Origin of the sequence: Acetobacterium sp. UBA5834, assembly GCF_002435675.1 — a bacterium.
Lineage (GTDB): Bacteria > Bacillota > Clostridia > Eubacteriales > Eubacteriaceae > Acetobacterium > Acetobacterium wieringae.
This window is the reverse complement of the sequence record NZ_DJGY01000054.1, coordinates 83,076-105,758: the sequence shown is the minus strand read 5'-3', so window position 1 is coordinate 105,758 and position 22,683 is coordinate 83,076. Positions and strand designations below refer to the sequence as shown.

Here is a 22,683-nt window from a genome sequence, read left to right as displayed (position 1 = left end):
CAATTTAGTTGGTCAAAAACAATTAGACAGAATTCACAACCACACAATAACCATCTTCTTGATACTCATTCATTTTTTATCTTTTTCATTTACCTCATTAACCCGGTTCATTTCAAACTGATCCATCACCTGTGACAGATTTTCCGAATTCATTAGCGCTGTTGGGAAATCAGAAATCGAAAGTGAATTGACCCACGAAACCGCTTGATCTTTATTTTGCGGTTTATCGGACAATGGCAAAATACGAATATTGTAGTCAACAATGGGAATGTCGTTTTCAACTAAGATGGTTTCCAAAGCTTTGGCAACTTCAGCAATTTTATCATAGGAAACATCTTCACTAAACAACGTCACATCGATCGTAATAGGCAATGGCGGATTGTGGATATCCACTTGCATGTCGCGCTCAAGTAACAAGAAATTCGCTTCCTTGACAAAACGAAATGCAAGGCTTACTTGTTTCTATATGTGTAGTCCCTTTTGGGGGCATTCCTCAATGCATTTGAATCACAGAATACATTCCGTTCCATTTATCCGTTTTCGAGAATTATTTGTCATCTCAACATTCATCGGACATACCTTTTTACAGCGGCCACAGCCGTTGCACTTTTCTTCATCTATTTTAATCCTAAGCAGTGAGAAATAACTCGCCGGTTTTAAAAAGATTGTAATGGGACAAATATATTTACAAAATGCACGGTTATCCTTGCAATCAAATGCAAGAATTGTTCCAATACCAAAGTACATGATATTTCAAATTATAAGCTATAAAACATGATCTGAGATAAGTTTGACACCTGAAACACAAACAAATCAATGTTGGCAATACTAACAAAATTATAATTATTGCCGATAATAGAAAAGATAATGAATATAAAGACACACCAATTTGCAAAAAGGGGGCAATGTTTCGATGAAAATAAGTTCTGTTGTTAAAAATTTCTATAGCAGCTACAATCAAATGACAGAAAGTCAAAAATCAATAAAAAAAAGCCAATCATCCAGTCAGTCTGTTTCAAAAAAAACGGATACGCTTAGTATTTCAAAAGAAGCCTATGAAACGCCGGGAAGTGACGAGACAATGCGTGCCACATCAGGAAAAGACTCGCTTGGAATAACCAAGGGCGAGAAAGCAAACAGTTTTGTTATCCATTTTTCTGATTCCGCAATGGTTAGCAGGGCTATTTCAAGAGGCTATCTTACCGTTAACGGTGTCGATATCCAGCTTTCTGATGATGTAAAAAAGCAATTAGCGGAAATCGACCAGCAGGCCCAGGCGGATCGGGAAGCGGCCTTTAATCAACGTAATCTGGCCCATAATCTGGCGGTCTCCAAACAACAAAGTGAATCCTGGGCCAATGCCTACAAAGATTTAGCGGAAGCGATTGAAATCGCCGCCAAAATTTCTGCGGGCGGAAAAGTGTCCAGTTCTGACCTGAAAAAATTAATGGAGACAAGTCCGCAGCTGTATGCGATGGCAATGGCTGCAAAGATGATGGCAGAAAGTCAGGAAAGACAGGAAAGACAGACTGAAACAACTGGCAATGAAGAAACAGGTAAAAGTAATGCCACCACTCAAGGCGTTAGCTGGTCCGATTTTGAATGGAAGTCTTATGAAGCACAGATGCATGTCACCTTAGATGGAACGCCATCCGTTACCAGTGTCGAAAAAGGAGAATTTATTCTTGAATAATAAAAATGCGCCCTCAAAACCCAGTGCAATCATTTCAAAAACGACAAATACGATAATTGGCATCTAAATTTTAAGAAATCTCACCCGTTTCCTCTCAACAAATAGATATTTTTATGCTTATTCTTCTTTAATCACTAGCCCGCCCCCTGATTCGTGCTCCCTGTCCGCATTTTCATATAAAGCAGCAATATCCTGGATTCTGCGTTTCATTTCCGCACGGATATGGGGCGGCTCCAAGCACTCGCATTTATCGCCAAAACTTAAAAGAATCGTGAAGTAATAGTCGTTCTCGATGAAGGGAAAATAAGCAATGTAATGGTCATCGCCGTCTGGCAAAATGTGTTCATCCGGGCAATAATCAAGAACCCGGTCGAGGATCGATTGATGAATGCGGATTTTAATTTTTGTCTGCATCGTCGCCAGCGTATCCGAAAAATCCAACTCCAGTTTGTGATGTTCTCGTGGTACAAACGTTCTTTCTTCCATTTGCAGGTTTGAGATGCGGGACAGTTTGAATAAGCGAAAATCACTTCGTTTGTGGCAATACCCATGCCAATACCAATGATTACTTTTTAATAACAGCTGATACGGCTCGGCTGTTCGGGCGGTTTTATTGCCATGGCGGTCGGCATAGTCAAAGGATAGCAGCTTGTGTTCCTGTAACGCTGTTTTGACAATTTCCAAATAGGCTTGTATATTCCGGTTGCCCATCCATGGACTTAAATCGACATAAATCTGATTTGCCTTCAGTTCAATGTCTTTGGCGCTGTCGGCGGGAATAAAGCTCTTAACTTTGGCCAGAGCGTTTACCAGTTCATCCCCCCGAATCATTGTTGAAAGATTAGAAAGACCCATCAGGATCGCCGAAAGGTCGGCCGTCGAAAATACTTTTTTATCAACCTTGTACGTATCCATGATGGCAAAGCCACCGCCCACTCCCGGTGTCGAACAAACAGGAATACCCGCCATGTTGATCGCATCGATGTCACGATAAATGGTGCGGGGGGACACTTCAAACAGATCTGCCAACTCCTGTGCGCCGATCCGCTCTTTTTCAAGAAGAATCATAATAATACTAATCAGCCGGTCCACTTTCATCGGATCGCCGCCTTTCAATTTTTTAACTTTCTTTTTTTTCATTGTAAATTATGGCCATACTGTTGTCAACAATTGCAAGGTATAATAAAAGAGCAACCAGGCATTACCTGTTTACATTTTAAAACACAATGAAAATGGAGGAAATTTATGTTTACGATCTATGTTTACGTTCTTGATACCTTGGCCGACTGGGAACTGGGCTATGTTACGGCAGAGCTTAATTCTGGTCGCTTTTTTAAAAAGGGCGCCCCACCGGTCTCGCTCAAAACAGTTTGCGCTACCAAAGCACCGATTACAACCATGGGCGGGATGACAGTCGTACCCGATTGCCTGATTGATGAGCTTGTGATGAGCAAAACAAGCGTCCTGCTCTTGCCGGGTGCCGATACCTGGAACGACCCCAAGCATAGCGCAATCATTAAAAAAGCCAGCGAATTTCTCGCTTCCGGTGCGACAGTAGGGGCCATCTGCGGGGCAACTGCTGCGCTTGCCAACTTTGGGCTATTAGATAATCGTCCGCATACCAGCAATGGCCCGGGATTTCTTGAAATCTTCTGTCCCGCTTATAAAGGCCAGGAATTTTATCTCGACCAGCCATCGGTTTCCGATCACAACCTGATTACGGCAAGTTCCACCGGCGCTTTGTTGTGGGCCAGACAGATCATTGAGCATTTGGATCTTTTTCAGGCAGACACCCTGGCCGCCTGGTATGATTATTTCAGTTCCGGCGAGCCCAAGCATTTTTTTGCCCTCATGGCGACCTTGCCGTCTGGCGATAACAACTGAGCGACTATTGTAATAAATAGCACAGCGCCATCGATCATACGGGATGGCTGTTTTGCACGACTTTCTGAACCTTGAATTTAATTCTTAAAACCTTCTTTACTTCATTCCGAAAGATACCGAATTAACGATGAAAAATAAATATCCGGTTGAGTTTTGGGTAAAAATATTTCACGACCGAAAAAATCAGGCCGAGAAAAGTTTGCGTCTGAGAAATTCCCGGTCAAAAACATGGACTCACGCAAATTGAGTCGCTTAAAAAATCTCGGTAAATTCGAAAATTGCAACATCGCTTTCGGAAAGGTTTGCACATTTGAAGGAGAAGGATTTAATGAACTCGGATCAATCCAAAATCGACCCGACCCTAACACCCGTCATTCAAAATGAGTATTTCGACAACAATACCCTTGATGCGTTTCATGTCATCAACCAGTCAGAAATCGGAAAATATGAGGCGCTGCGTTATCGTTATCTCAAAGAGCATAAGCAACACTTATTCCTGGAGCTGTTTTTCCAGGATAAACTCGGCGAACACCTGCGGACAGTCGAACAGTCGGCCCGCAATCGGCTCGATCAGATCATGGGGTGCCTTCTGGCTAGACATCCGGCGCCTGACCCGAAAACCAGCCCGTTAACCTGGGTATGGCACATGAACCAGCTCAAGGAACAGGCCCATGCCATTGTCGTTTCGGAACTGATTTACAACTAGAAGCAACACAAACACGAAACGAAGCGTTTTTCTTCGTTTGAAACTATCAAAAAGTCAGCTAAACCAGCTGACTTTTTGTTATACTAATGTTTAGTGCCAGATGCTAACTTGCTACTTCATGAATTATTCAAATTATTAAGTTGTCAAACCTTTTTTTTTAATAATCAATGCCATAAAAAACATATAATCCCAAAATGGCCGTAAAAGCGGTTGCCGCAAATACGCTAAACCTTTCAGTAACACCAAAATAATCAATTGTACTAATCCCGTGCCAATTGCTCCGATTAACATACTTGATAGGCTAATTGTCGCAAGCACTGCCATGGACACATATTTTTTCTCTCGATAATCATCGGTTTTATCCGCAAGTGTATCATAGGCTTGATCGTAGCCGCAGATGTCATGACAGCTCAGTATGACTTCGCCCTCGCCTTCATCAATATAGACTATTCTTCCATATGATGTTTCTACTTTATTCTGGTATGTTTCAAATCGTGCCGATGCTTTTTTCTATTCGAGATTAAATTTTATTGCGATCACGCCAATACAACTAAGATTCCGCTAATAATCATAATAACTTTTTTCTTCTTCAAATGATCATACCTGCCTGCTGTAATTTTCCCCAAATACTCTTATATGTTCATTTAAGTAACCCTTAATCTGTTCTTCGTTCTCAGGATTACAGTCGTATTGTTGAAACAGTAAAAGAATCGGGCCATAAAATTGAAGCGCAATGATTTCCGGATTTTCTTCCCTGAACAATTTACCTTCAACGAGCTTGGCAAACGTCTTACTATGTTTATGAACCGCCCCTAATAAATAGGTCTCACCATACTGTCTGGCTGCTTGTTCATTGCCAAACTGTTCTCGCATTAATAATTTTCTATAATTTGATACTAACGGATCTTTCGTAAAAAGAGAAAACAGATTCCAGGATATTTCACATAATTTTTCAAGTGATAATTCCTTATATGCCTGTGCAACGTCTTCTGTAACTACCTCGGGAACTTCATTTTCCTGATAAACCAATTCGATTCGCTCTTTCATGCTCACCATGATACTGTCTAAAATGTCTTGTTTGTTTTTGAAATGCTTATATAGCGCACTCTCACGCACACCTACAGCACTTGCAATATCTCTTACTGATACGCCTGAAAAACCTTTCTGCGCAAATAAATCCAACGAAATATATAATATTCGCTCCTTAGTATCCATAATCGCTCCTTTAATCATGCACCACAAGTGAACAAGTGTTAACCTAATAATAGTTAACACTTGTTCACTTGTCAAGCGCATTAATTAGAAAAATCCCCGCCTCAAGCTGCACACTTAAAGAGGCTGCGGGGACCACTCTGTTGGTTTATAACGGCATAAGCCGAATATCTTGACGTTTTAAATAGTCAGCGGTGGGTAGAATAATACTATCAAAGTGATTCCTGATCACAAAAGAAAGGAGCATTTACATGAAAAAGTTCTTGGTTCTCTTGCTTGTGCTTACCCTCTTTTTGCTCTGCGGATGTACCTCCGGAACAAAAAGCAGTGGTGATTCTTCCTCCCAAACTGATCAGACATCCAACAGCACGTCTTTGAACAGCTTTGAAGTCAGTTCTTTTAAAACAAAAGATGGCAATGACTCCTACATGCGAATGGCCAGTATTGAATCATCTCGACGCTGCCAAATTAGAAAAACTTGACAATCTCTGCAACTGTTTTTCTTTTGGGCATTTTAGGTTCCTGGGTGCCATAACCCAGTGCAATCACCGAAACGATGGTTTCATCTTGGCTGATTGACAGCATTTCCCGAATTTTATCGGCATCTCGAATACCCATGACTAAGGTATCCAAGCCCAGATCGATTGCCTTAAGGATCAAGTTTTCATTGTGTAAACCCAGATCATAAAGTCCCCAGCCGTTTCCCAGTTCATTGGTCGGTTCACCATCCGGGTTGAAGCCAGAATCATTTTTGACAAAGGTGGTCACAATCAACACTGGTGCATCTGCCGAATTCTTTGCATTAAACGGTGGTAGACAGGCTTCTTTAAATCTTGCCAGCGTTTCCTCGCTCTGAATAACATAATACCGGGCTGTTTGCGAATTTTTCCATGATGGCGCCAAAATCGCCGCCTCGAAAATTTGATTTAACGTGGCTTCATCAACCTTTTTATCCGGATCATACTTTCTGACACTTCTTCTTAATTCTACAACTTCCTGAAACTCCATAATTACCTCCCGATTATTTTTGTTTATTATACCGCTTTTGGCCCAGTAAATAACGTAATTATTCTTTTATTTGTTAAGACTAGCTTTGAATCTGTTATAATAATCTTAAGTATGCCAGGTTTTGCGCCCGTTAATTTTGTCCCGTCAAAAGATGCAATGCCGATCATTAAAAAGAGGAGTTATCTATGAAAATCCGCACGGACTACACCTGCCCACTTGAAATTGTCCACGACATTATCAAAGGTAAATGGAAAACCATTATCATTTTTCAAATGCGAGCTGGTGCTGTTACGCTTTCTCAACTGGAGAAAAGCATCGCCGGCATCAGTCAAAAGATGCTCCTGGAGCAGCTTAAAGAACTTCGCCATTTTGGCCTTGTCGCCAAAGAAAATGCCCCCGGTTATCCGCTTCATGTTGATTACTATCTCACCGAACGGGGCAAGCAGATCCTTAAAGCCATTGAAATTATGCAGGACGTTGGCATTGACTATATGGTTGAACATCATCTGACTGCAGTTTTGGATCAAAAAGGAATTTGTTATCCCCGCTAATTGCCCGGGCATTTATCAGCCTACCCACAAAAAAGTGGGTAATTTACCTCCTACCCAAGATGAATTATACTGTCGAAAACAAGGAGGTTTAAGAAATGAAAAAAGCATTGCTCCTAATTGATATCCAAAATGATTATTTTACTGGTGGACGTTTTGAACTCAATCAAACTGATGCCGCTGCCCAAAACGCCCAAAGCGCATTGGCGCTCTTTCGGAAAAAAGGGCTCCCGGTTTTTCATGTTCAACACATCAACCAAAACCCGGAAGCACCCTTTTTTGTCGCTGCTACCGAAGGGGTCAAAATCCATCCCCTGGTATCACCCTTACCTGGTGAAAGGGTGGTTATCAAACATACCCCGGATAGTTTTTTTAATACGGATTTATTACAACTGCTTAAGGAATTGTCGATTGAGCAACTGGTGATCTGTGGCATGATGAGCCATATGTGTATTGACACAACGGTTCGTTCTGCCAAACGACTGGGATTTGCAATAGAATTATTGAGCGATGCCTGTACTACTAGAGATCTGCTCTGGGAAAATACTCCGGTTCCTGCTGCCCTTGTTCACGCCGCTTTTATGGCTGCTTTGCAAAACACCTTTGCTGATGTGAAGGATACCCATACTTTTATCAAATCCAATTCCTAAAGATCGCCTGATCATTATCACCAGCGCTATTGCCGAAGGTAACGTTCTCACATCCAATGGGGCATGACAAACAAAATATCCCAATGTCATGCCCTGATCCAAGACAGAGTCTGCAAATCCTTTACTGGTCGCCATTGTTGTCGCCTCATTTTGGGTTTATTATACCTCAAAAAATTGATTTAAAGAACTGACTATTACCCATTTGCTCTGCGGTTAATAATGCAGATCTGCATGCTGGCCATCACATCCAAAGCTGCCGCATTCAAACAATCATCATTGCTGGCGACACAGCTGGCATCAACAATAATTTCCGCTTCCGGCAAAGCCGCCTTGGCCAGCACAGCATCCGAGATCAGACAAATATTTGACACCACCCCCACCAGCTCGACCTGGTCATAGTGGTTCGCCGCCAGAAACTCAGCCAGCTCCAGCGATCCAAAGGCGATCTTTTCAATACAGGTGTCGGTATCCCACCGCAGCTTTGCCACCTTGCCATAAAGCTCCCAACCGGGGGTTCCTTTGATACAGTGAACAACCGGTAAATTTCTGCCTTCCTGGGTGTTCAGATAATCGGCCGTATGGGTGTCATAGGTAAATAGAATTTCCTGGCCTTTCTGGCGATATGCCATTATTTTTTGGGCAATCGGTTCCTCAAGGAGTACCGCCTGGGGAAAGCCGAGAGCCCCATCCACAAAGTCATGCTGGTAATCAATGACAAGTAGAATGCTCTTCATCTATTTCACGCTCCTTCTTTATGCTGGTTGGATTCAGACTTCTAAATTTTTTACTCGCCAATGATTTTGACCAGCACCCGCTTATCCCGTTTGCCATCAAATTCAAAATAAAAAATCTGTTCCCACTGGCCAAAATCCAGCTTGCCGGCGGTGACGGCTACCACAGTTTCTCTTCCCATAATCGTTCGTTTCAAGTGGGCATCGGCATTATCTTCATAACCATTATGCCGATACTGACTATAGGGCTTTTCCGGCGCTAGTTTTTCAAGCCAGAGCTCATAATCCTGATGCAAGCCACTCTCATCGTCATTAATAAAAACACTGGCCGTAATATTCATCGCATTGACCAAAATCAGCCCTTCCTGAATGCCACTTTCTGCCAGGGCTTTCTCAACATCTCTGGTAATATTGACCAATCCTCTTCGTCTGGGCAAATTAAAATGCAACTCTTTGCGATAAGAAATCATTCTTGACTCTCCTTGTTTTTCTTTATTCTACTACTTTTTATCATAAAATTCAGCAATTTTTCAAAAGATGTTGATGGCATCGAATTTTCCATCGTATCCCCCGGACAAAGTCGGGATAAATTTACATTTAATCCAAACAAACTTTTAAAATCCCAATCATTTCATCGATCTGTTTCTTCTCGATCACCAAGGGCGGTAGGAATCGCAATACATTTGGTCCGGCGGTGATGATAATCAGTCCCAGTTCCTGGGCTTTGGCGATGACATCTGCAACCGGTCGATCCAGTTCAAGGGCTTGCATTAAACCCATCCCGCGTCGTTCTTTGACTCCCGGATAGTCCCTGACCAGTTCATCGAGTTTCGCTTCCAGATAGCTGCTGACTGCTGTGACATGAGTCAGCAAATCCGTCTCCTCATAGATATCCAAAACCACCGAAACGGTAGCTCCCGCCAGGGGATTAAAGCCGTAGGTGGTACCGTGATCCCCCGGTTCTAAAACCGCGGCAGCTTCTCCCCGGGCCGCAAACGCCCCGACAGGAATTCCGCATCCGAGGGCCTTGGCTGAAGTCACCACATCTGGGATGACGCCATATGCCTGGTAAGCGAACATTTCTCCCACCCGTCCCATGCCGCATTGGATTTCATCCAGCATCAACAACAGATCATATTCTTCGCAAAGCTTTTTCACCCCGCTTAAAAACTCGGCGGTGGTCGGATACAGGCCCCCTTCGCCCTGAACGGTTTCCATTAATATGGCGCAGGTTTTTTCATTGATCTGTTCTTTGACACTGGCCAGATTATTAAACTGGGCAAACTTGATATTTGGCATCATCGGACCAAAAGCTTCCTGGTATTTTGGCTGTCCGGTAACCGCCAACGCCCCCATGCTGCGGCCATGAAAGGAGTGATCCATGGCAATGATTTCGCCTGCGGGACTGCCAGTCTTATTAAAATAAAATTTACGGGCAATCTTTAGCGCCCCTTCAATGGCTTCTGTTCCGGAATTGGTAAAAAACACCTTCTCCATTCCCGATACCTGAATAAACTTCTCGGCCGCCTCAGCGGATGGCTTGTTATAAAACAAGTTGGAGGTATGAATGAGTTGATCGATCTGGGTTTTCAAGGCTTCATTATATTTTTTGTTTTGATAACCTAAGGCAAACACGCCAATGCCCGCTGCAAAATCAAGATATTTTTTTCCTGCATCGTCAACGAGATAAACCCCTTCCCCGGATTCTAATACAATCGGATAACGATTATATGTTTTTAAGAAATAGTTGTCAGCTTTTTTAATGGTCTGATTCATTATTTTACACGTCCTTTCAAATTTGTTTGTAATTGTAACATACGGCTCTTTTAATTGCAAGTAACAACTATTGCTTTTATCAAATATTGCAAGCGCAAATCAAACATGCTACAATAAACACAGCTTAAAGGAGGTGGCTGTTATGAATCGAGCACAACCAAAACAATTTAGAGAACAAATACGAATCCTGGAGCGAAAACTGGGACTCTTGAAAAAAAATAATGGCAGCTGCTGCGCCACCGTTCTGACCCTGGCCCAATGCCATGCTGTAGTGGAAATCGGCCGTATTAATAGCATTTCTTTAAAGGACTTAGCCGTCATCCTGGCCATCGATATAAGCACCACCAGCCGCACCGTGGACGGACTTGTAAAAAAGGGATATGTCCAACGCACCCCTTCACTTGAAGATCGGCGCAGTGTTGACATATCCCTGACTGAATCTGGTATGGTTATATTTGAAACGATTGAAAGCAATAACGATACTTTTTTTGCAGATATTTTTGATAACATCCCCAATGAAGAAAAAATGAATGTCCTTCATGCCCTTGACGTCATTCTGGCCGCTTTTGATCAGGAATCTTAAGCCCGGTTGCTATAATTAAGTCCCCCCTGCTACTCGCGTTCTTTTAAAATCTCTACCAGGGAAATCTTTTTCAAATGTCTGCCGACCATAAAATTCACGATGGCGTAAGCACTTAAAATAATCGCCACCATGATCAGATAGGATTGGGGTGACATGGTGGCATTCATGCCAGCTGAAACATTGGATACCATATAAGGGTAAATCTTATTAATTATCATTTTAGAGGCCGGAATGGCAATAAGGGTCGTGAGCGCAACCGTATAAAAGGTGGTGCCCAGGTATAGCTTTTTTATTTCCCGTTCATTATAACCAAACACCTTGATTAACGAAATGCTGAAGGCTGATTTATCAATCATCATTTTTACCAGTAAATACATCACAATCGCAAAAAGTAGTACCGATGCGGCCAGAATGGTAATTACTAACCCATACATCATGGTGAACATTTGTCTGGCCGCAGCGACCATTTTATCGACCGTTATGACCGTAGCGATTCTTCCGGCTTCAATATCCAGTTCCTGATCAGACATCAGGGTATTATAGTAGCCCTCTTCCTGTCCAAACAGCTCACGCATATCTTTAATATCCATGAAAATATAGAGGCCACTGGCAAAATTTACCACCGCTTTAACCCTAAAATTATAATTTCGATCGGTCAGATTATCGAAAAGGGTAATTTCATCTCCGACCCGATAACCGAACTTACTGGCGACCGAGTCAGAAATGACCACCTCATTTTTTTCGCCATCCAGCGAAAAATCAAAATAGGGGTTTTGATCATCAATGCCCTGAACCGTCACGTCCATCTCCCCCCCGGTCAAATAAAGGTCTGCGGTTAAAGACTCGGTATAAGCTTTAGTGGCATCAGTGGGGGCCGTTTCCATCGGATACTTCAGCAAGTAAAGATAATTGTACTCAACGTCGGATGCCACATTATTGACATAGGCACTAATACTCCCATAAATACTAAAGCCAAAAACCATCAGTAGAATAGCAATAGAAAGTCCACAAAACAGGGTGATGTTTCCCCGGATTTCACGTAATAATTGTCGAATCCGATAGCGATTAATAAAACCCATCTCCTTCAGGTCGATACTTGTCAGCTGATGCTGTTTCTTTTCTCGTCTGAGCAATTTAAGCGGCGCTAAGGATAGTTTGCTGTTGATAACTGTATAATTGACAAGCAAAGCAATCAGGATCGGTAGCAAAACACCATAAATCAAAAGATAGGGTGGAAATACCATGGCATATCCGGGATAAGAATAGTAGGCAACATTCTCCTTAATATTTTCGCCAATCAGCATAAACCCTAAGCCGGTCCCCAGCAGTGCTGATGCAGTGACAACCAGCATCGGCAGGATCATAAAATGTTTGAGTAGTTCTTTTTTTACATAACCCATTGAATAGAGCGCCCCGATCACGGCACTTTCCTTATCGATGGTATGAATCACAAATACTGAAATCATATAGGCAATTAGGGTGAGTATAATAACTCCCGCAATTAAAGCGGAGTTTTTATTGATGGCGGCATCGCTTTTACAGCTTGTAATCCGTTGATTATCACCAGCTTCTAAAAAAGTGATTAGATTGACATATTGATAAGCCATATTTTCATTGATAAAATTGGTGACCTGATTTTTTAGTTCTCCCATTCCACTGTTTAACTCGGCCGAGCCATTACTCAAGGTATTGACCCCATTTGCCACAGCCTCACTGCCTTGATGCAGACTATCTGCGCCCGCAGACAATTCCACCGACCCGGAATAGGCCGATTCGACACCATTGGTATAGGCTGTTAGTCCATCTTTAAAGTCTTTGTAACTATCCAGTTGCGCTTTCATGGTATTAAGTACGATCACCGTATTCGCATCGGAGCCGTCAAGGGCTTTGGTCAAGCCGTCAATCACGGACCGGTAATTATCGCCGGTAACCGTGACTGTCATCCCCATATTTGCAAATTCACTATTTACCTGCGCAAGCATCCCCTGAAAAACATCGTCAGCTGCTTGATTTAAAGTAGTATTGGAATTTGTCAATTCTTCTAAACCTGAGCTCAATTGATCGGTGCCACTTACCAGACTGCCTGCTCCTTCTGCCAATTCATTGGTTCCCTGTTTGAGTGAGTTGGCTCCATTTGCCAGTTTTTGCGTCCCATCTGCCAGATCATTAACGCCACCGGATAAATCATTCTTGCCTTTTTCAATGGTATCGATGATTTCTTGCATATATTTATTGGCGACCTTTGTTTTATCAAAATCCAGATCAACTAATTTTTCTTTTAGTTCTGAATCAGTCAGTTTCCCATCCAATTTATAGCTATAATTATATTCAACATTGATATCTTCTGCTAACAGTTGATTAAATTCCGACTCAGATACAAATCCGATGCTGAATTGTTTTAAATCCGCCAACACGTCCGAAACATTTTGGACAACATTGGAATAATCCGGCACTGTTCCGATCCCGGTCACCAGATAATTCTTTTGATCTACCTCAATAGATTGGCCAACCCTTATTCCATGCTTTTCGGCATAGTGTTTCTCCAGAACGATTTCACCCCTTTGATCGGCCAATCGTCCCTCTTCCAGCTCAATGGTATTGATACTATTGCGATTCTTAAAAACCCGCAGGACGGACTTTTCAGGGCCAGGCAAATCGACATAGAAGGCAGCCTCGGTGCTTGCTCCCATTTTTTCAAGTTCCCGCTGCTGGTTTTCGGTTAGGGGAACATAAACAGAAAATTCTCCGTCTTCCAGTTGATTCTTTTCATTATTTTTATCAATCGTATAATTGACCACATCCGTAGAGCCAGCCATACTCACGACCAACCCCAGCGAAAAGATGATTAAAAATGCCAATGCTCCATATCGTGCCCAGTTTTCTTTTAACTCCCTGATGATTCGCTTATTCAAAATCATTGAAATAACCTACCATTCCAGTTGACTGGCCGGTTTCAATACCGTATTGGCGTAGTCTTGACTGATTTGACCGTCTTTGATTTTGATGACACGATGAACCATCTCTTTAATCGCAGTATTATGGGTAACAATGAACATGGTGGTACCATATTTTTTATTAATCTTCTCAATCAGCATCAGAATCTCCCGGGATGCCTGATAGTCCAGCGCTCCGGTCGGTTCGTCACACAATAACAGTTCGGGGTTCTTAATCAGTGCTCTGGCAATGGCACACCGCTGTTGCTGCCCTCCTGATAATTGGGAGGGAAATTTTTTCTGATGCTCGCTTAACCCCAATACTTCCAGCAGTTCATTGATATCCAGTGGTGTTTTTGTCAGGTATTCGCAAACCTGGATGTTTTCTTTAACCGTAAGATTGGGAACAAGATTATAAAACTGAAAAATAAAACCCAGCAAATTTCGTCGGTATAGTGACAATTCTTTGGGATTCAGTTTAGAAATCTCACTATCACTTATTTTTATGCTGCCACTATCGATGGTATCCAACCCGCCGATGGTATTAAGCAGGGTCGATTTCCCCGATCCGCTTGGCCCCAATATCGCACAGATTTGACCCTTTTGAATGCCTGTGGATACCCCTTTTAGCACTTGGACATAGCTACCTCCTTCGCCATAACTTTTTTTAATGTCATTCACTTCAATAAACATTTTTGCCCCTTTCATTTTTTAAATATCAATGGTTTTTTCTGAAACTTATTATTGTAGATTAGCCAAAACAATTTGATGTTTGCGTAGCATAACAGTGTTATGTTTGATGCAAAAATAAAATTGAATTCCGGATTCGAATTCAATCGTATTTTCTTTATTTAAAATTTTATCAAATCACTTTTTTAGTATCGCCAACCAACCTCCGGTCAGGTATTTGGCAATGACCTCTGCTTGAATTAAGGCTTCTTCTAAAGTCAATCCATGGGTCAGCAATTGAGCAAAGGACGACGTCTCCAGATGCGCCAACCAATGCATGGTGTAGGGATTGATCTCATTTTTTTTGCCACTTTCAGAACTTATGTGATCTAAAAATTGCAGCGTGTTTTTTTCCATTAAGTCGACCAGTTCATCATAGAAATTCTCATATGCTGATCCATTGGCTTTACTGAGAAGTAAAATAAACGCATCTTTATTGGCATACATATAGGTTACAAACTCTCGCCCCTGCTCTATCCCATCGGCAATTAATGCCTCTGGGGTCGTTTTTGCCTCCACATAAATAGCCTGCTCTTTTTCAGTATGATGGATAATGATCATTTTTATTTCATCAGCAACTTTTTTAACTAGTGCCGCAAACAGATCGTTCTTATCTTTAAAAAAGAAATACAAGGCTCCCGTTGTAACCCCGGCTTTTTTGCAAATCTTTCGCATTGACGCTTTTTCGTAGCCCAATTCAAGAAACTCATCCTTGGCAACTTCTAACAATCGTTCTCGTGTTTCTGTTTCATTCCCCATTTTACACCTTTAGTCTAACTATTTTAGATAACAGTGTTATGTTATCATGATAAACCCCTGCTGTCAATCCTTAGCGGTTTCCTGGAGCCATTTATAATTGGGGCTGTTTCGTCATATTTCTTTTTTCATTTGCCGCAATGGTTTTCGTTGGTGTATACTCATGATGAGTACGTCAAAATCCATTAAAGCAGGTGAATCTTATGCCCGAACTACCAGAAGTCGAAACCGTCCGCCAAACGCTTAAGAATTTTATTATTGGCAAAACAATTAAAGAAATCCAGGTTTATTATGATCCGATTGTCACCGGAGATTCCGATCATTTTGCCAACACCTTAACCGGCCAAACCATCTGCGATATTGATCGGATCGGAAAATATCTGATCTTTATTCTGGATCGTGATGCCTTTATTTCTCATTTGCGAATGGAAGGCAAGTATAATATCGTCGACGCATCAACGCCGCTAAACAAGCATGAACACCTGAGCTTTATCTTTCGTGATGGCTCTGAATTACGTTATCAGGACACCCGTAAATTTGGTCGTCTGGAACTGGTCAACAAAGACACCTATCGTCAGGATCTACCGCTTGCCAAGCTTGGCCCCGAGCCCTGGGATGCCGATCCTGAAACGATCTATGCCAAAATACATAAGAGCAATCTGCCGATTAAAACCTTGCTATTGGATCAAACCATTATGACTGGAATCGGCAATATTTACGCCAATGAAATCTGTTTTACGCTTAAAATCGATCCCCGTACCCCGGGAAAACGTCTCAGTAAAAGGCGGGTGGCCGAGTTAATCACCATATCTCGGGAAATTTTGGAACAGGCCATCGCCCAGGGCGGCACCACCATTCATTCCTTTGATGCCAATGGCATTACCGGTTTGTTTCAGCTGCAGTTAAACGTCCATACCCAAAAAATCTGCCCGGTATGTCAGGGAACCATCACCAAAGAAATGGTTCGTGGCCGGGGAACCTATTATTGTAAAACCTGCCAGAAAAAGAAGGGTTAGCCGCCATCGGCTCCATATGATTACTTATAACTGTTTTGTCATTAAACATTGCCGGAAAATTATGCATCCGCCCGGCCAACAGCCACAAAACCACACCAAGAATTAAAAAACCGTCTCCAGGCGCCCACAAAAGCGCTCCTGGAGACGGTTTTTTCTTGATAACGTGATCTGGTCAATCGAAGGAGCCAACGTTTTTAAATCGTGTCGGTGCTGACGGCTATTTCATCTCCAGCACGCCTGGCTTCAGCAGATCCTGGCTGTATAGGCCATTATTTTCCCAATAATATGCCTCCGCTGCTGGCATCAGATGATAGAATTTATAGTAACCGATCTGTCGGTCGCCATTCCGATCGAGTTTGAGCACCCCACCAAGACCATGAAAGCCAGCTTTGGCAAGATATCCGTTAAGTACCTCAGGACTTACGTTACTGCCTTCCTGAAGATAGGCACAACCCAGTAACCAAATCCCGTCAAAGGAGCTGATCAGACTTTCCTTAAGCGGGCCGTCAACTTCCAGTTCGTCGTTGATAACGTAATAAAGAGGATCAAACTTATCCCCATAGGGACTAAAATCAATTGTTGTGTAATCAAGCTGGGCAGCCGTTTCGGCAGCCTCCGAATCATTTTGCAGGGCCTTTGACGAAGCCGAACTGTCGGTACCGTACCATTTAAGCTGACGTAAGTTACTGTCTTTTGGCAACGCTTTAAAAAGCTCCACCACTTCATTGTACGAAACCGTCAGAACCGCCGTTTTAGCTGGATCACTGGTTACCAGCGCCGCCTCTGCCATCGATACCGGCATGGCCAGATCCGGATTAGTGGCATCGTAACCGAGGGCCACAACCTCTCCGATAAAGCCAGCTTTCATCTGATTGACCATCGCCTGACCATAGCTGTCATCGGCATAAAGGATAATCAGCTCGTCAATCCCCCGCTGGGCCAGCAGCGTCGACAGCGCTTTGGTCTCAACGCCATCATTTAGCACCAGACGATAAAGCCGATCAGTCTGAGCCAGCGCCATGCTTGATGAAAGCGGCGAGATGGCCGTAACCCCAGCCGAATCAAATACCGGCTTAACAGATTCTAACTCAGCACTGTTAATTGGCCCAATGATACTTTTTATTCCCTGAGCCGTCAGAGTCTTAGCCGCTGCAACGGCCTGGGCATTATCACTGCCCGTATCCTCGACCACCAGGGTCAGACTTAAGTCCGAGTTGCGGCTTTTGGCATAGCTGTTAAACTGATCCACTGCATATTCTAGGATCATTTTTATTTCTTCGCCATTCTCACTCCGGTTTCCCGTTAGCGGCAATAATGCGCCTATTTTAACCTCACCGCCAATTGGCGAAATTTTTTCTTCAATCGTCTGAACAATCGGCTCGCCTGCTCCAAGGCTGACAACATGGCCCATACACTTCCAGCGGTAGGCATCACCCTCTTTGATGCAAACATAGCGCATATACTTTGAGCCCTTGGTATCACCATTTTCGTCCATCGTGTTAAAGGAGCCAAAAGCATTTCGAAAGTTTGCCGCCTGGGTTACCAATCCGGATTTTAAAACCTCATACTCGGGGTTTGCTCCAACCACGCCGTAGGTATCGGCCAACAGCCATAAGGCATCCCAGGTTGTGATTGCATAAGGGGAATCGTCACTGGCACCATCAAGCCGGGCTCGCAGATAAGGCAGGGCATCAAGATCAATGCCCTGATCTCCCAGGGTTAACCCCTCCATTGCTGTTTGTTCCAGAAAAGCCGCCACTTTCTGGTTCTCAACAATTGTCTGATTACCGATAATATCAGCGCTGGCATACCATTTCATTGCCGATAGCTTTTGATCATCTAATAGATTGACAATCAAATCAGCCGCCATCTGGCTGGGCGCCACCACGACCACCGCCGTCGACGTATTGCTCGCTCCGGCTGCCAATGACTTAATTGTCTCAGAAACGGTGGGATTTTTGGCGCTCTCAGCGGTAATCGCCACTGAGCCAAGAACCTCTATGTTCTGGGCAAAAGCCATTTCATTCAGATAATCGTTATAGCCCCGACCATAGGTGTCATCAACAAAGATCGTTATCAGACTGTCGATCTGCTGGCCATTTTTAATGATCCGGGTGAGACCATCAACCTGACTTTTGTCGGTGCCAACCATTCGAAAGAAGTGATCCGGCAATGACAGTTCTCTGGCCGTTGCCGACGGACTGAGCAGCAGCATTCCATTGGTATTGGCGTAGTCCAGCACCGCCAGGGCTTCCTCACTGATCATCGGACCGATTACCGTTGTGATTCCGGAATTTTTCAGGTTTTCCAGTTCTGCCAGAGCCGTGCCCGGATCACTCTGGGTGTCACGGATTTCAAGCTCAATTTTTAGGCCCTGATCAGCGAGGTATCCGTTGACATAGGGCAGTGTTGCCTCAAGGGCTTTGTTGGCAGCCGTCCCGGTGGCCTTCCAGGTACCGGTTTCCGGAAGCAGAACTCCAACCTTGATCGTCGCAAGATCCGTCACATCAGCCGTCTTTGGCAGCAACGCCGATGCCCCCATGGCCAACACAAAAACAAGCAATAGCGTAATGACTGATTTTTTCATTGTTCTCCTCTTTTCTTTTATTCGATACGTAATCGATTTTTCATCGTTCAACTTATTAGCCGAAACGAATTTAAAAACAGCGTTTTTGTCTCAATGGGCGATAACTGTCCGGTTTCTTCCTGAGTGCTTGGCCTGATAGAGGGCGTGGTCGGCGTGGTTGATCAAAGCATCAAAATCAGTGGTTGTCTGATCACGTTCGGCCACGCCAATACTGACCGTCACCGTGATGCAGTTTTCTCCAAAGATGGTAGTCTTTTCTGCCACTGCTTTCCGGAAATCCTCAGCTTTTGCATAGGCCTTTTCAGCATCGGTGTTTAACAACACAACCGCAAACTCTTCCCCGCCAATCCGGCCGACAATGTCGGTGCCCCGAAAAGCCTCCTTTAGCATCGCTGAAAAATGACGAAGCACGGCATCACCGCCATGATGACCATACGAATCGTTGATTTTTTTAAAAAAATCGATGTCCATCATCAGCACTGACAACGTTTCCTGGACGGATCGGGCCTGCTGGTCGGCCTTTTCGGCACACTCCCTAAAGCGTCGTCGATTATTGAGACCGGTGAGTTCATCAGTATTGGCGATTTCTGTCAGCCGCTGTTTCAAACTTTCCCGCTCCGTGACATCTTCAAAGGTGATCAGATGACCAACAGTTTCTTTTTTGTTTTGAATACTGCGGGTGTTGATGTTAACATAACGGTCTTCTTTGGCAACACTGAAATGACAAACCTGATCCTCCGAATTCTTGATCCGCTCCCATAAATCCGGATGTTTCGCCAACAGAATTTCCAATTGTTCTTCTTTTAGCGAGGCATTGAACCAGCTAAAAAACTTGACGCTGGCTTCGTTAAAGTCGACAACCCGATAAAAACGATTGACGAGAATCAGGCCAGCACTGCTATCCTCAAAAACCCGTTCCCGGGCCAGATCTTTAATTTCCAGAAAATTATAGCGTGTTAAGGATAAATTGATTAACAAAACACAGGGCGGCAAAATCAATGCCGTGTAGTCAATCCCGATGCCGAAAAGATTCACCGTTACCAACAGCAATGCCAGATATGGCAATACCGAAGCCAGCAGCAGTAGTCTGAACTGGATTCTTTCATCACCAGTGCTGTTTCGAAAACGCTGAAAATAAAACCAGGTACATAAAACCAGGGTAATCAACACATAGGCCGTCTGAACATAATACCAGGGGCCTTTGATCAACAACATGTAGTTGACCCCCATAAACTGATGAATCCCAATTTGGCTGTAATATAAATGATGCCAGTCGTTGGATAGGCGCAGCAGAAATGTGAAAATCGGAATCGCAAAGACCACCAGACCGCCAAATCCCTGAAGGTATTTACCCTTGCCGGTGTACAGCATACTCACCATTAACCAAAACGCCGGAAAAAACGGAATCCCGAAATATTGCACCTGATTCCAGAAATACATATCCTGGAGTGAGCTGGCATTGATTTCCACCAGATACCCCAGCAGATAAATCTGCAAGGTCAGACTGAGTGCTCCAAAGGCTTTAGCATAGCTTGATTTACCCCGGACAAACGAATTGATAAACATAAAGGAAAGCAATAAAACCCCAATATATAGATAAATACTGACAAACTTAATAATCATTTTGCTTTTTAGACCTCCTGATCTGGATCACTTGTCTGATATGGCCTTTATCAAACGTACGATTATCCCACTTGGATTCGAACCCATAAGCACGCGGAAGATGTCCCTACTATTTAAGATGAATTATACTTTAAATACTAACAAAGCACAAGAAATGAAAAAAACAGCGGTCAACCCAAACCCGCTGTTTTTCTTATCCATTATTGACTCAGTCCTGACTTGGCCGCATCTCTTTGTCTGGAACCATCGCTTCCTCCCGTACCCGGGACTTTTTACCAATCAGCCGCAATAGCGTTAATACCGCGCCAAACAGACAGATCGCTGCCGCTGTCGTATAAACGATTTGCATACCATTAATAAAGGCGCCATTTTGGCCAACCACATAATCGGTGACCCGGTAGCCCAACTCCCCGCTCATGCTGCCATAAAGCAAGGTGGTTGCCAATGCAATCCCACAAACCATCCCCATATTCCTTACCAGGGCATTGATGCTCCCGGCAATCCCCAACTGATGTCTACTTACCGTCGACATGATCAGGGAATTATTTGGCGACTGAAACAAGCCCATCCCCACTGATAAGATGACAATAAAAATAACCATGGTCATCAGGGAAGACTGCTCCGTCAGGGTCGCCATTAAAAATAAACCCAGACTGATCAGCAACAGACCGATGAAGGTTAACAATTCTGAGCCAATTTTATCAGAAACATGACCGCTGAGTGGTGCCAGAACGGTTAAAACCAAAGGGAAAATCATCATAACCAGCCCCGCCTGCTCCGGTGAGTAGATCATCACATCCTGCAGATAGAAGGGCTGAATAATACTGTTGCAGAAAAGCCCCACAAAGGTAATAAACGCACAAAAGATGCTTAGTGAAAATAATTTATTCTTAAAGATAGCCAAAGGAATCAAGGGGTTTTCCCGTTTTTTTTCGACCCTGATAAAGGCAATAAACGACAGGATTGAAACGATAAAGCCCGTTAGGATCAACGGATTTAAAAAGCCCAGACTGGGTACCTGCCCCAGGGCCACAAATAAGGGCACGATACTGAACATGAACAGAACTGCCCCCAGCACATCCAACCGCTCTGTGGTTTTTTTATTACTTCTTGGCAGCAGCTTAAGGGCAAAGAATAGAACCACTACCCCCACTGGAACATTGATCAGAAAGATATATTCCCAACTGGCGGCCCCGACAATGATGCCTCCCAATCCGGGGCCAACCAACGATCCCAGGGCTACGGATGTGCCGGTTAAACCCAGGGCCTTGCCCCGCTCAGTGGCCGGAAAAACCTGGGTGATAATGCCTTGATTATTGGCCATGGTTGCAGCGGCGCCAACCGCCTGAACAATCCGGGCACCAATCAGCACCGGAAAGGAACTGGTAATCCCACAGAGCAGTGACCCCAGGGTAAACATGGCAATACCAAAGGTGAAAATTCTGGTCTTGCCCAGCATGTCTCCCAGTTTTCCAAAGATCAAAATAATTCCGACAATAACAATCAGATAGCTGGTCACCACCAGCTGAATCTGTGCGGTATCGACATCCATTGCCCGGGCCATCTGAGGCAGCGCGACATTGACGATGCTGCTGTCCAGAGTTGCCATAAAGGTCGACATCACTACAATCAGCAGAATCGGCCATTTATTTTTTTCATAACTTTTTTCCATTTATTCCTCCTCGGCCCTGAGCTGCTGGGTTCGCATAAAGATTTTTTTCATCGCTACCAGGGTCACAGCCTTCTCTTCCGGGGTTAAATCGGCTGAGATCAAGTCCACGATCTCCTGAATATCCCTGTGCATCTTGGGTAATACGGCTCTGGCTTTTTCGGTCAGATACAATTGATAGGCCCGACAATCCCCATCTTTACCGACTTTATAAACATATTCCAGCTCAATCAGCCGTTTAATCGTGCGGGTGGTCATGGCCTTGTCGTTGCCGATTTTTCGGCTGAGCTGATGAAGACTGACACCCTCATTTTTCTCCAGAATAAAAAGATAGGGTATTGAACCACTGCTTAAGCCATATTTTTTCATTACCTTGTCCAGTTGAATCTGATTATTGCGAAATATTTTATTATTGAGCATAATAAAATGCATGTTTTCAATTTCCAATTGTCCTACTCCTTCTAATATTGACTTGTCAACATTATTATAATTCCTTTGCGTTGAGTTGTCAACTTTTTGCCGACGTTTCCGTATCTTTCCCAGCGATTCTTTGAATCTGATCGCTGCTACCGAATCATT

General features: G+C 43.6%; 23 protein-coding genes. 8 read left to right on the top strand and 15 right to left on the bottom strand.

Annotated elements, in window-relative coordinates; translation table 11 throughout:
* Positions 1–69: 69 nt before the first annotated feature.
* Together B3F51_RS11050 and B3F51_RS11045 are read right to left on the bottom strand one after the other, a co-directional pair.
* On the bottom strand, positions 70–417 hold the full coding sequence (locus tag B3F51_RS11050; RefSeq protein ID WP_228878932.1) for a hypothetical protein: 348 nt from the start codon (positions 415–417) through the stop codon (positions 70–72).
* A 90-nt stretch (positions 418–507) separates the two neighbouring features.
* Entirely contained in the window at positions 508–747 is a 240-nt protein-coding gene (locus B3F51_RS11045; RefSeq protein ID WP_338076077.1) for a 4Fe-4S dicluster domain-containing protein, read from the bottom strand.
* A 166-nt stretch (positions 748–913) separates the two neighbouring features.
* Here B3F51_RS11045 and B3F51_RS11040 point away from each other — a divergent pair, with 166 nt between their 5' ends.
* The gene (locus B3F51_RS11040) at positions 914–1,693 is read left to right on the top strand and encodes a hypothetical protein (protein WP_070369602.1); all 780 of its coding nucleotides are present in this window, start codon (positions 914–916) and stop codon (positions 1,691–1,693) included.
* Between the two features lie 117 nt (positions 1,694–1,810).
* Here the strand turns inward: B3F51_RS11040 and B3F51_RS11035 are convergent, their stop codons facing one another.
* Complete coding sequence (locus B3F51_RS11035; protein ID WP_286947098.1) at positions 1,811–2,791, bottom strand: helix-turn-helix transcriptional regulator; 981 nt, start codon at positions 2,789–2,791, stop codon at positions 1,811–1,813.
* A 147-nt stretch (positions 2,792–2,938) separates the two neighbouring features.
* Here B3F51_RS11035 and B3F51_RS11030 point away from each other — a divergent pair, with 147 nt between their 5' ends.
* Both B3F51_RS11030 and B3F51_RS11025 read left to right on the top strand, forming a co-directional pair.
* Positions 2,939–3,577 carry a type 1 glutamine amidotransferase family protein gene (locus tag B3F51_RS11030; RefSeq protein WP_070369603.1) on the top strand — a complete coding sequence of 213 codons (639 nt, stop codon included), beginning with the start codon at positions 2,939–2,941 and terminating at the stop codon, positions 3,575–3,577.
* Positions 3,578–3,905: 328 nt separating this feature from the next.
* Positions 3,906–4,283 (top strand): TnpV protein, encoded by a 378-nt coding sequence (locus B3F51_RS11025; RefSeq protein ID WP_070369604.1) that lies wholly within the window; start codon positions 3,906–3,908, stop codon positions 4,281–4,283.
* Between the two features lie 597 nt (positions 4,284–4,880).
* Here the strand turns inward: B3F51_RS11025 and B3F51_RS11020 are convergent.
* Positions 4,881–5,498, bottom strand: coding sequence for a TetR/AcrR family transcriptional regulator (locus tag B3F51_RS11020; protein ID WP_070369605.1), 618 nt, complete (start codon positions 5,496–5,498; stop codon positions 4,881–4,883).
* Between the two features lie 248 nt (positions 5,499–5,746).
* Here B3F51_RS11020 and B3F51_RS11015 point away from each other — a divergent pair, with 248 nt between their 5' ends.
* Positions 5,747–5,977, top strand: a complete 231-nt coding sequence (locus B3F51_RS11015; protein WP_070369606.1) for a hypothetical protein — start codon at positions 5,747–5,749, stop codon at positions 5,975–5,977.
* On the opposite strand, the gene B3F51_RS11010 is transcribed toward B3F51_RS11015, so the two are convergent.
* Entirely contained in the window at positions 5,964–6,503 is a 540-nt protein-coding gene (locus B3F51_RS11010; RefSeq protein WP_070369607.1) for a nitroreductase family protein, read from the bottom strand. The two genes, B3F51_RS11015 and B3F51_RS11010, sit on opposite strands and share 14 nt — an antisense overlap.
* Before the next feature lie 185 nt (positions 6,504–6,688).
* Between B3F51_RS11010 and B3F51_RS11005 the strand changes: the two genes are divergently transcribed.
* Positions 6,689–7,054 (top strand): winged helix-turn-helix transcriptional regulator, encoded by a 366-nt coding sequence (locus tag B3F51_RS11005; protein WP_070369608.1) that lies wholly within the window; start codon positions 6,689–6,691, stop codon positions 7,052–7,054.
* A gap of 95 nt (positions 7,055–7,149) precedes the next feature.
* Positions 7,150–7,701 carry a cysteine hydrolase family protein gene (locus B3F51_RS11000; protein ID WP_070369609.1) on the top strand — a complete coding sequence of 184 codons (552 nt, stop codon included), beginning with the start codon at positions 7,150–7,152 and terminating at the stop codon, positions 7,699–7,701.
* 194 nt (positions 7,702–7,895) lie between these two features.
* On the opposite strand, the gene B3F51_RS10995 is transcribed toward B3F51_RS11000, so the two are convergent.
* The 3 genes from B3F51_RS10995 to B3F51_RS10985 form a co-directional block, all read right to left on the bottom strand.
* Entirely contained in the window at positions 7,896–8,435 is a 540-nt protein-coding gene (locus B3F51_RS10995; RefSeq protein ID WP_070369610.1) for a cysteine hydrolase family protein, read from the bottom strand.
* 50 nt (positions 8,436–8,485) lie between these two features.
* On the bottom strand, positions 8,486–8,902 hold the full coding sequence (locus tag B3F51_RS10990) for a secondary thiamine-phosphate synthase enzyme YjbQ (RefSeq protein ID WP_070369611.1): 417 nt from the start codon (positions 8,900–8,902) through the stop codon (positions 8,486–8,488).
* 127 nt (positions 8,903–9,029) lie between these two features.
* Positions 9,030–10,208: an aspartate aminotransferase family protein gene (locus B3F51_RS10985; RefSeq protein ID WP_286947095.1), complete on the bottom strand. Its 1,179-nt coding sequence runs from the start codon at positions 10,206–10,208 to the stop codon at positions 9,030–9,032.
* Positions 10,209–10,350: 142 nt separating this feature from the next.
* Here B3F51_RS10985 and B3F51_RS10980 point away from each other — a divergent pair, with 142 nt between their 5' ends.
* Complete coding sequence (locus B3F51_RS10980; protein WP_286947093.1) at positions 10,351–10,791, top strand: MarR family winged helix-turn-helix transcriptional regulator; 441 nt, start codon at positions 10,351–10,353, stop codon at positions 10,789–10,791.
* A gap of 29 nt (positions 10,792–10,820) precedes the next feature.
* On the opposite strand, the gene B3F51_RS10975 is transcribed toward B3F51_RS10980, so the two are convergent.
* From B3F51_RS10975 to B3F51_RS10965, 3 genes are all read right to left on the bottom strand, one after another.
* Positions 10,821–13,709, bottom strand: a complete 2,889-nt coding sequence (locus B3F51_RS10975) for an FtsX-like permease family protein (RefSeq protein ID WP_286947092.1) — start codon at positions 13,707–13,709, stop codon at positions 10,821–10,823.
* Positions 13,710–13,718: 9 nt separating this feature from the next.
* Positions 13,719–14,417: an ABC transporter ATP-binding protein gene (locus B3F51_RS10970; RefSeq protein WP_286947090.1), complete on the bottom strand. Its 699-nt coding sequence runs from the start codon at positions 14,415–14,417 to the stop codon at positions 13,719–13,721.
* A 174-nt stretch (positions 14,418–14,591) separates the two neighbouring features.
* The gene (locus B3F51_RS10965; protein WP_286805504.1) at positions 14,592–15,212 is read right to left on the bottom strand and encodes a TetR/AcrR family transcriptional regulator; all 621 of its coding nucleotides are present in this window, start codon (positions 15,210–15,212) and stop codon (positions 14,592–14,594) included.
* 200 nt (positions 15,213–15,412) lie between these two features.
* Between B3F51_RS10965 and mutM the strand changes: the two genes are divergently transcribed.
* Positions 15,413–16,225: a DNA-formamidopyrimidine glycosylase gene (gene mutM, locus B3F51_RS10960; protein ID WP_070369617.1), complete on the top strand. Its 813-nt coding sequence runs from the start codon at positions 15,413–15,415 to the stop codon at positions 16,223–16,225.
* Between the two features lie 217 nt (positions 16,226–16,442).
* Here the strand turns inward: mutM and B3F51_RS10955 are convergent, their stop codons facing one another.
* The 4 genes from B3F51_RS10955 to B3F51_RS10940 form a co-directional block, all read right to left on the bottom strand.
* Positions 16,443–18,812, bottom strand: a complete 2,370-nt coding sequence (locus B3F51_RS10955; RefSeq protein ID WP_286947088.1) for an ABC transporter substrate-binding protein — start codon at positions 18,810–18,812, stop codon at positions 16,443–16,445.
* A 90-nt stretch (positions 18,813–18,902) separates the two neighbouring features.
* Positions 18,903–20,435: a histidine kinase N-terminal 7TM domain-containing diguanylate cyclase gene (locus B3F51_RS10950; protein ID WP_286947086.1), complete on the bottom strand. Its 1,533-nt coding sequence runs from the start codon at positions 20,433–20,435 to the stop codon at positions 18,903–18,905.
* Positions 20,436–20,643: 208 nt separating this feature from the next.
* Positions 20,644–22,107 carry an MFS transporter gene (locus B3F51_RS10945; RefSeq protein ID WP_070369620.1) on the bottom strand — a complete coding sequence of 488 codons (1,464 nt, stop codon included), beginning with the start codon at positions 22,105–22,107 and terminating at the stop codon, positions 20,644–20,646.
* On the bottom strand, positions 22,108–22,551 hold the full coding sequence (locus B3F51_RS10940; RefSeq protein WP_286947084.1) for a MarR family winged helix-turn-helix transcriptional regulator: 444 nt from the start codon (positions 22,549–22,551) through the stop codon (positions 22,108–22,110). It abuts the gene before it with no gap.
* Between the last annotated feature and the right edge of the window lie 132 nt (positions 22,552–22,683).

Excerpts from the sequence above, each read along its gene's own strand:
- B3F51_RS11040 (WP_070369602.1), top strand. The coding sequence starts at position 914 with ATGAAAATAAGTTCTGTTGTTAAAAATTTCTATAGCAGCTACAATCAA.
- B3F51_RS10980 (WP_286947093.1), top strand. The coding sequence starts at position 10,351 with ATGAATCGAGCACAACCAAAACAATTTAGAGAACAAATACGAATCCTG.
- B3F51_RS11030 (WP_070369603.1), top strand. The coding sequence starts at position 2,939 with ATGTTTACGATCTATGTTTACGTTCTTGATACCTTGGCCGACTGGGAA.
- B3F51_RS11025 (WP_070369604.1), top strand. The coding sequence starts at position 3,906 with ATGAACTCGGATCAATCCAAAATCGACCCGACCCTAACACCCGTCATT.
- B3F51_RS10950 (WP_286947086.1), bottom strand. The coding sequence starts at position 20,435 with ATGATTATTAAGTTTGTCAGTATTTATCTATATATTGGGGTTTTATTG.
- B3F51_RS11045 (WP_338076077.1), bottom strand. The coding sequence starts at position 747 with ATGTACTTTGGTATTGGAACAATTCTTGCATTTGATTGCAAGGATAAC.
- B3F51_RS10985 (WP_286947095.1), bottom strand. The coding sequence starts at position 10,208 with ATGAATCAGACCATTAAAAAAGCTGACAACTATTTCTTAAAAACATAT.
- B3F51_RS11035 (WP_286947098.1), bottom strand. The coding sequence starts at position 2,791 with ATGAAAGTGGACCGGCTGATTAGTATTATTATGATTCTTCTTGAAAAA.
- B3F51_RS10995 (WP_070369610.1), bottom strand. The coding sequence starts at position 8,435 with ATGAAGAGCATTCTACTTGTCATTGATTACCAGCATGACTTTGTGGAT.
- B3F51_RS11020 (WP_070369605.1), bottom strand. The coding sequence starts at position 5,498 with ATGGATACTAAGGAGCGAATATTATATATTTCGTTGGATTTATTTGCG.
- B3F51_RS10975 (WP_286947092.1), bottom strand. The coding sequence starts at position 13,709 with ATGATTTTGAATAAGCGAATCATCAGGGAGTTAAAAGAAAACTGGGCA.
- B3F51_RS11015 (WP_070369606.1), top strand. The coding sequence starts at position 5,747 with ATGAAAAAGTTCTTGGTTCTCTTGCTTGTGCTTACCCTCTTTTTGCTC.
- B3F51_RS10965 (WP_286805504.1), bottom strand. The coding sequence starts at position 15,212 with ATGGGGAATGAAACAGAAACACGAGAACGATTGTTAGAAGTTGCCAAG.
- B3F51_RS10990 (WP_070369611.1), bottom strand. The coding sequence starts at position 8,902 with ATGATTTCTTATCGCAAAGAGTTGCATTTTAATTTGCCCAGACGAAGA.
- B3F51_RS11005 (WP_070369608.1), top strand. The coding sequence starts at position 6,689 with ATGAAAATCCGCACGGACTACACCTGCCCACTTGAAATTGTCCACGAC.
- B3F51_RS10955 (WP_286947088.1), bottom strand. The coding sequence starts at position 18,812 with ATGAAAAAATCAGTCATTACGCTATTGCTTGTTTTTGTGTTGGCCATG.
- B3F51_RS10945 (WP_070369620.1), bottom strand. The coding sequence starts at position 22,107 with ATGGAAAAAAGTTATGAAAAAAATAAATGGCCGATTCTGCTGATTGTA.
- B3F51_RS11000 (WP_070369609.1), top strand. The coding sequence starts at position 7,150 with ATGAAAAAAGCATTGCTCCTAATTGATATCCAAAATGATTATTTTACT.
- B3F51_RS10970 (WP_286947090.1), bottom strand. The coding sequence starts at position 14,417 with ATGTTTATTGAAGTGAATGACATTAAAAAAAGTTATGGCGAAGGAGGT.
- mutM (WP_070369617.1), top strand. The coding sequence starts at position 15,413 with ATGCCCGAACTACCAGAAGTCGAAACCGTCCGCCAAACGCTTAAGAAT.
- B3F51_RS11010 (WP_070369607.1), bottom strand. The coding sequence starts at position 6,503 with ATGGAGTTTCAGGAAGTTGTAGAATTAAGAAGAAGTGTCAGAAAGTAT.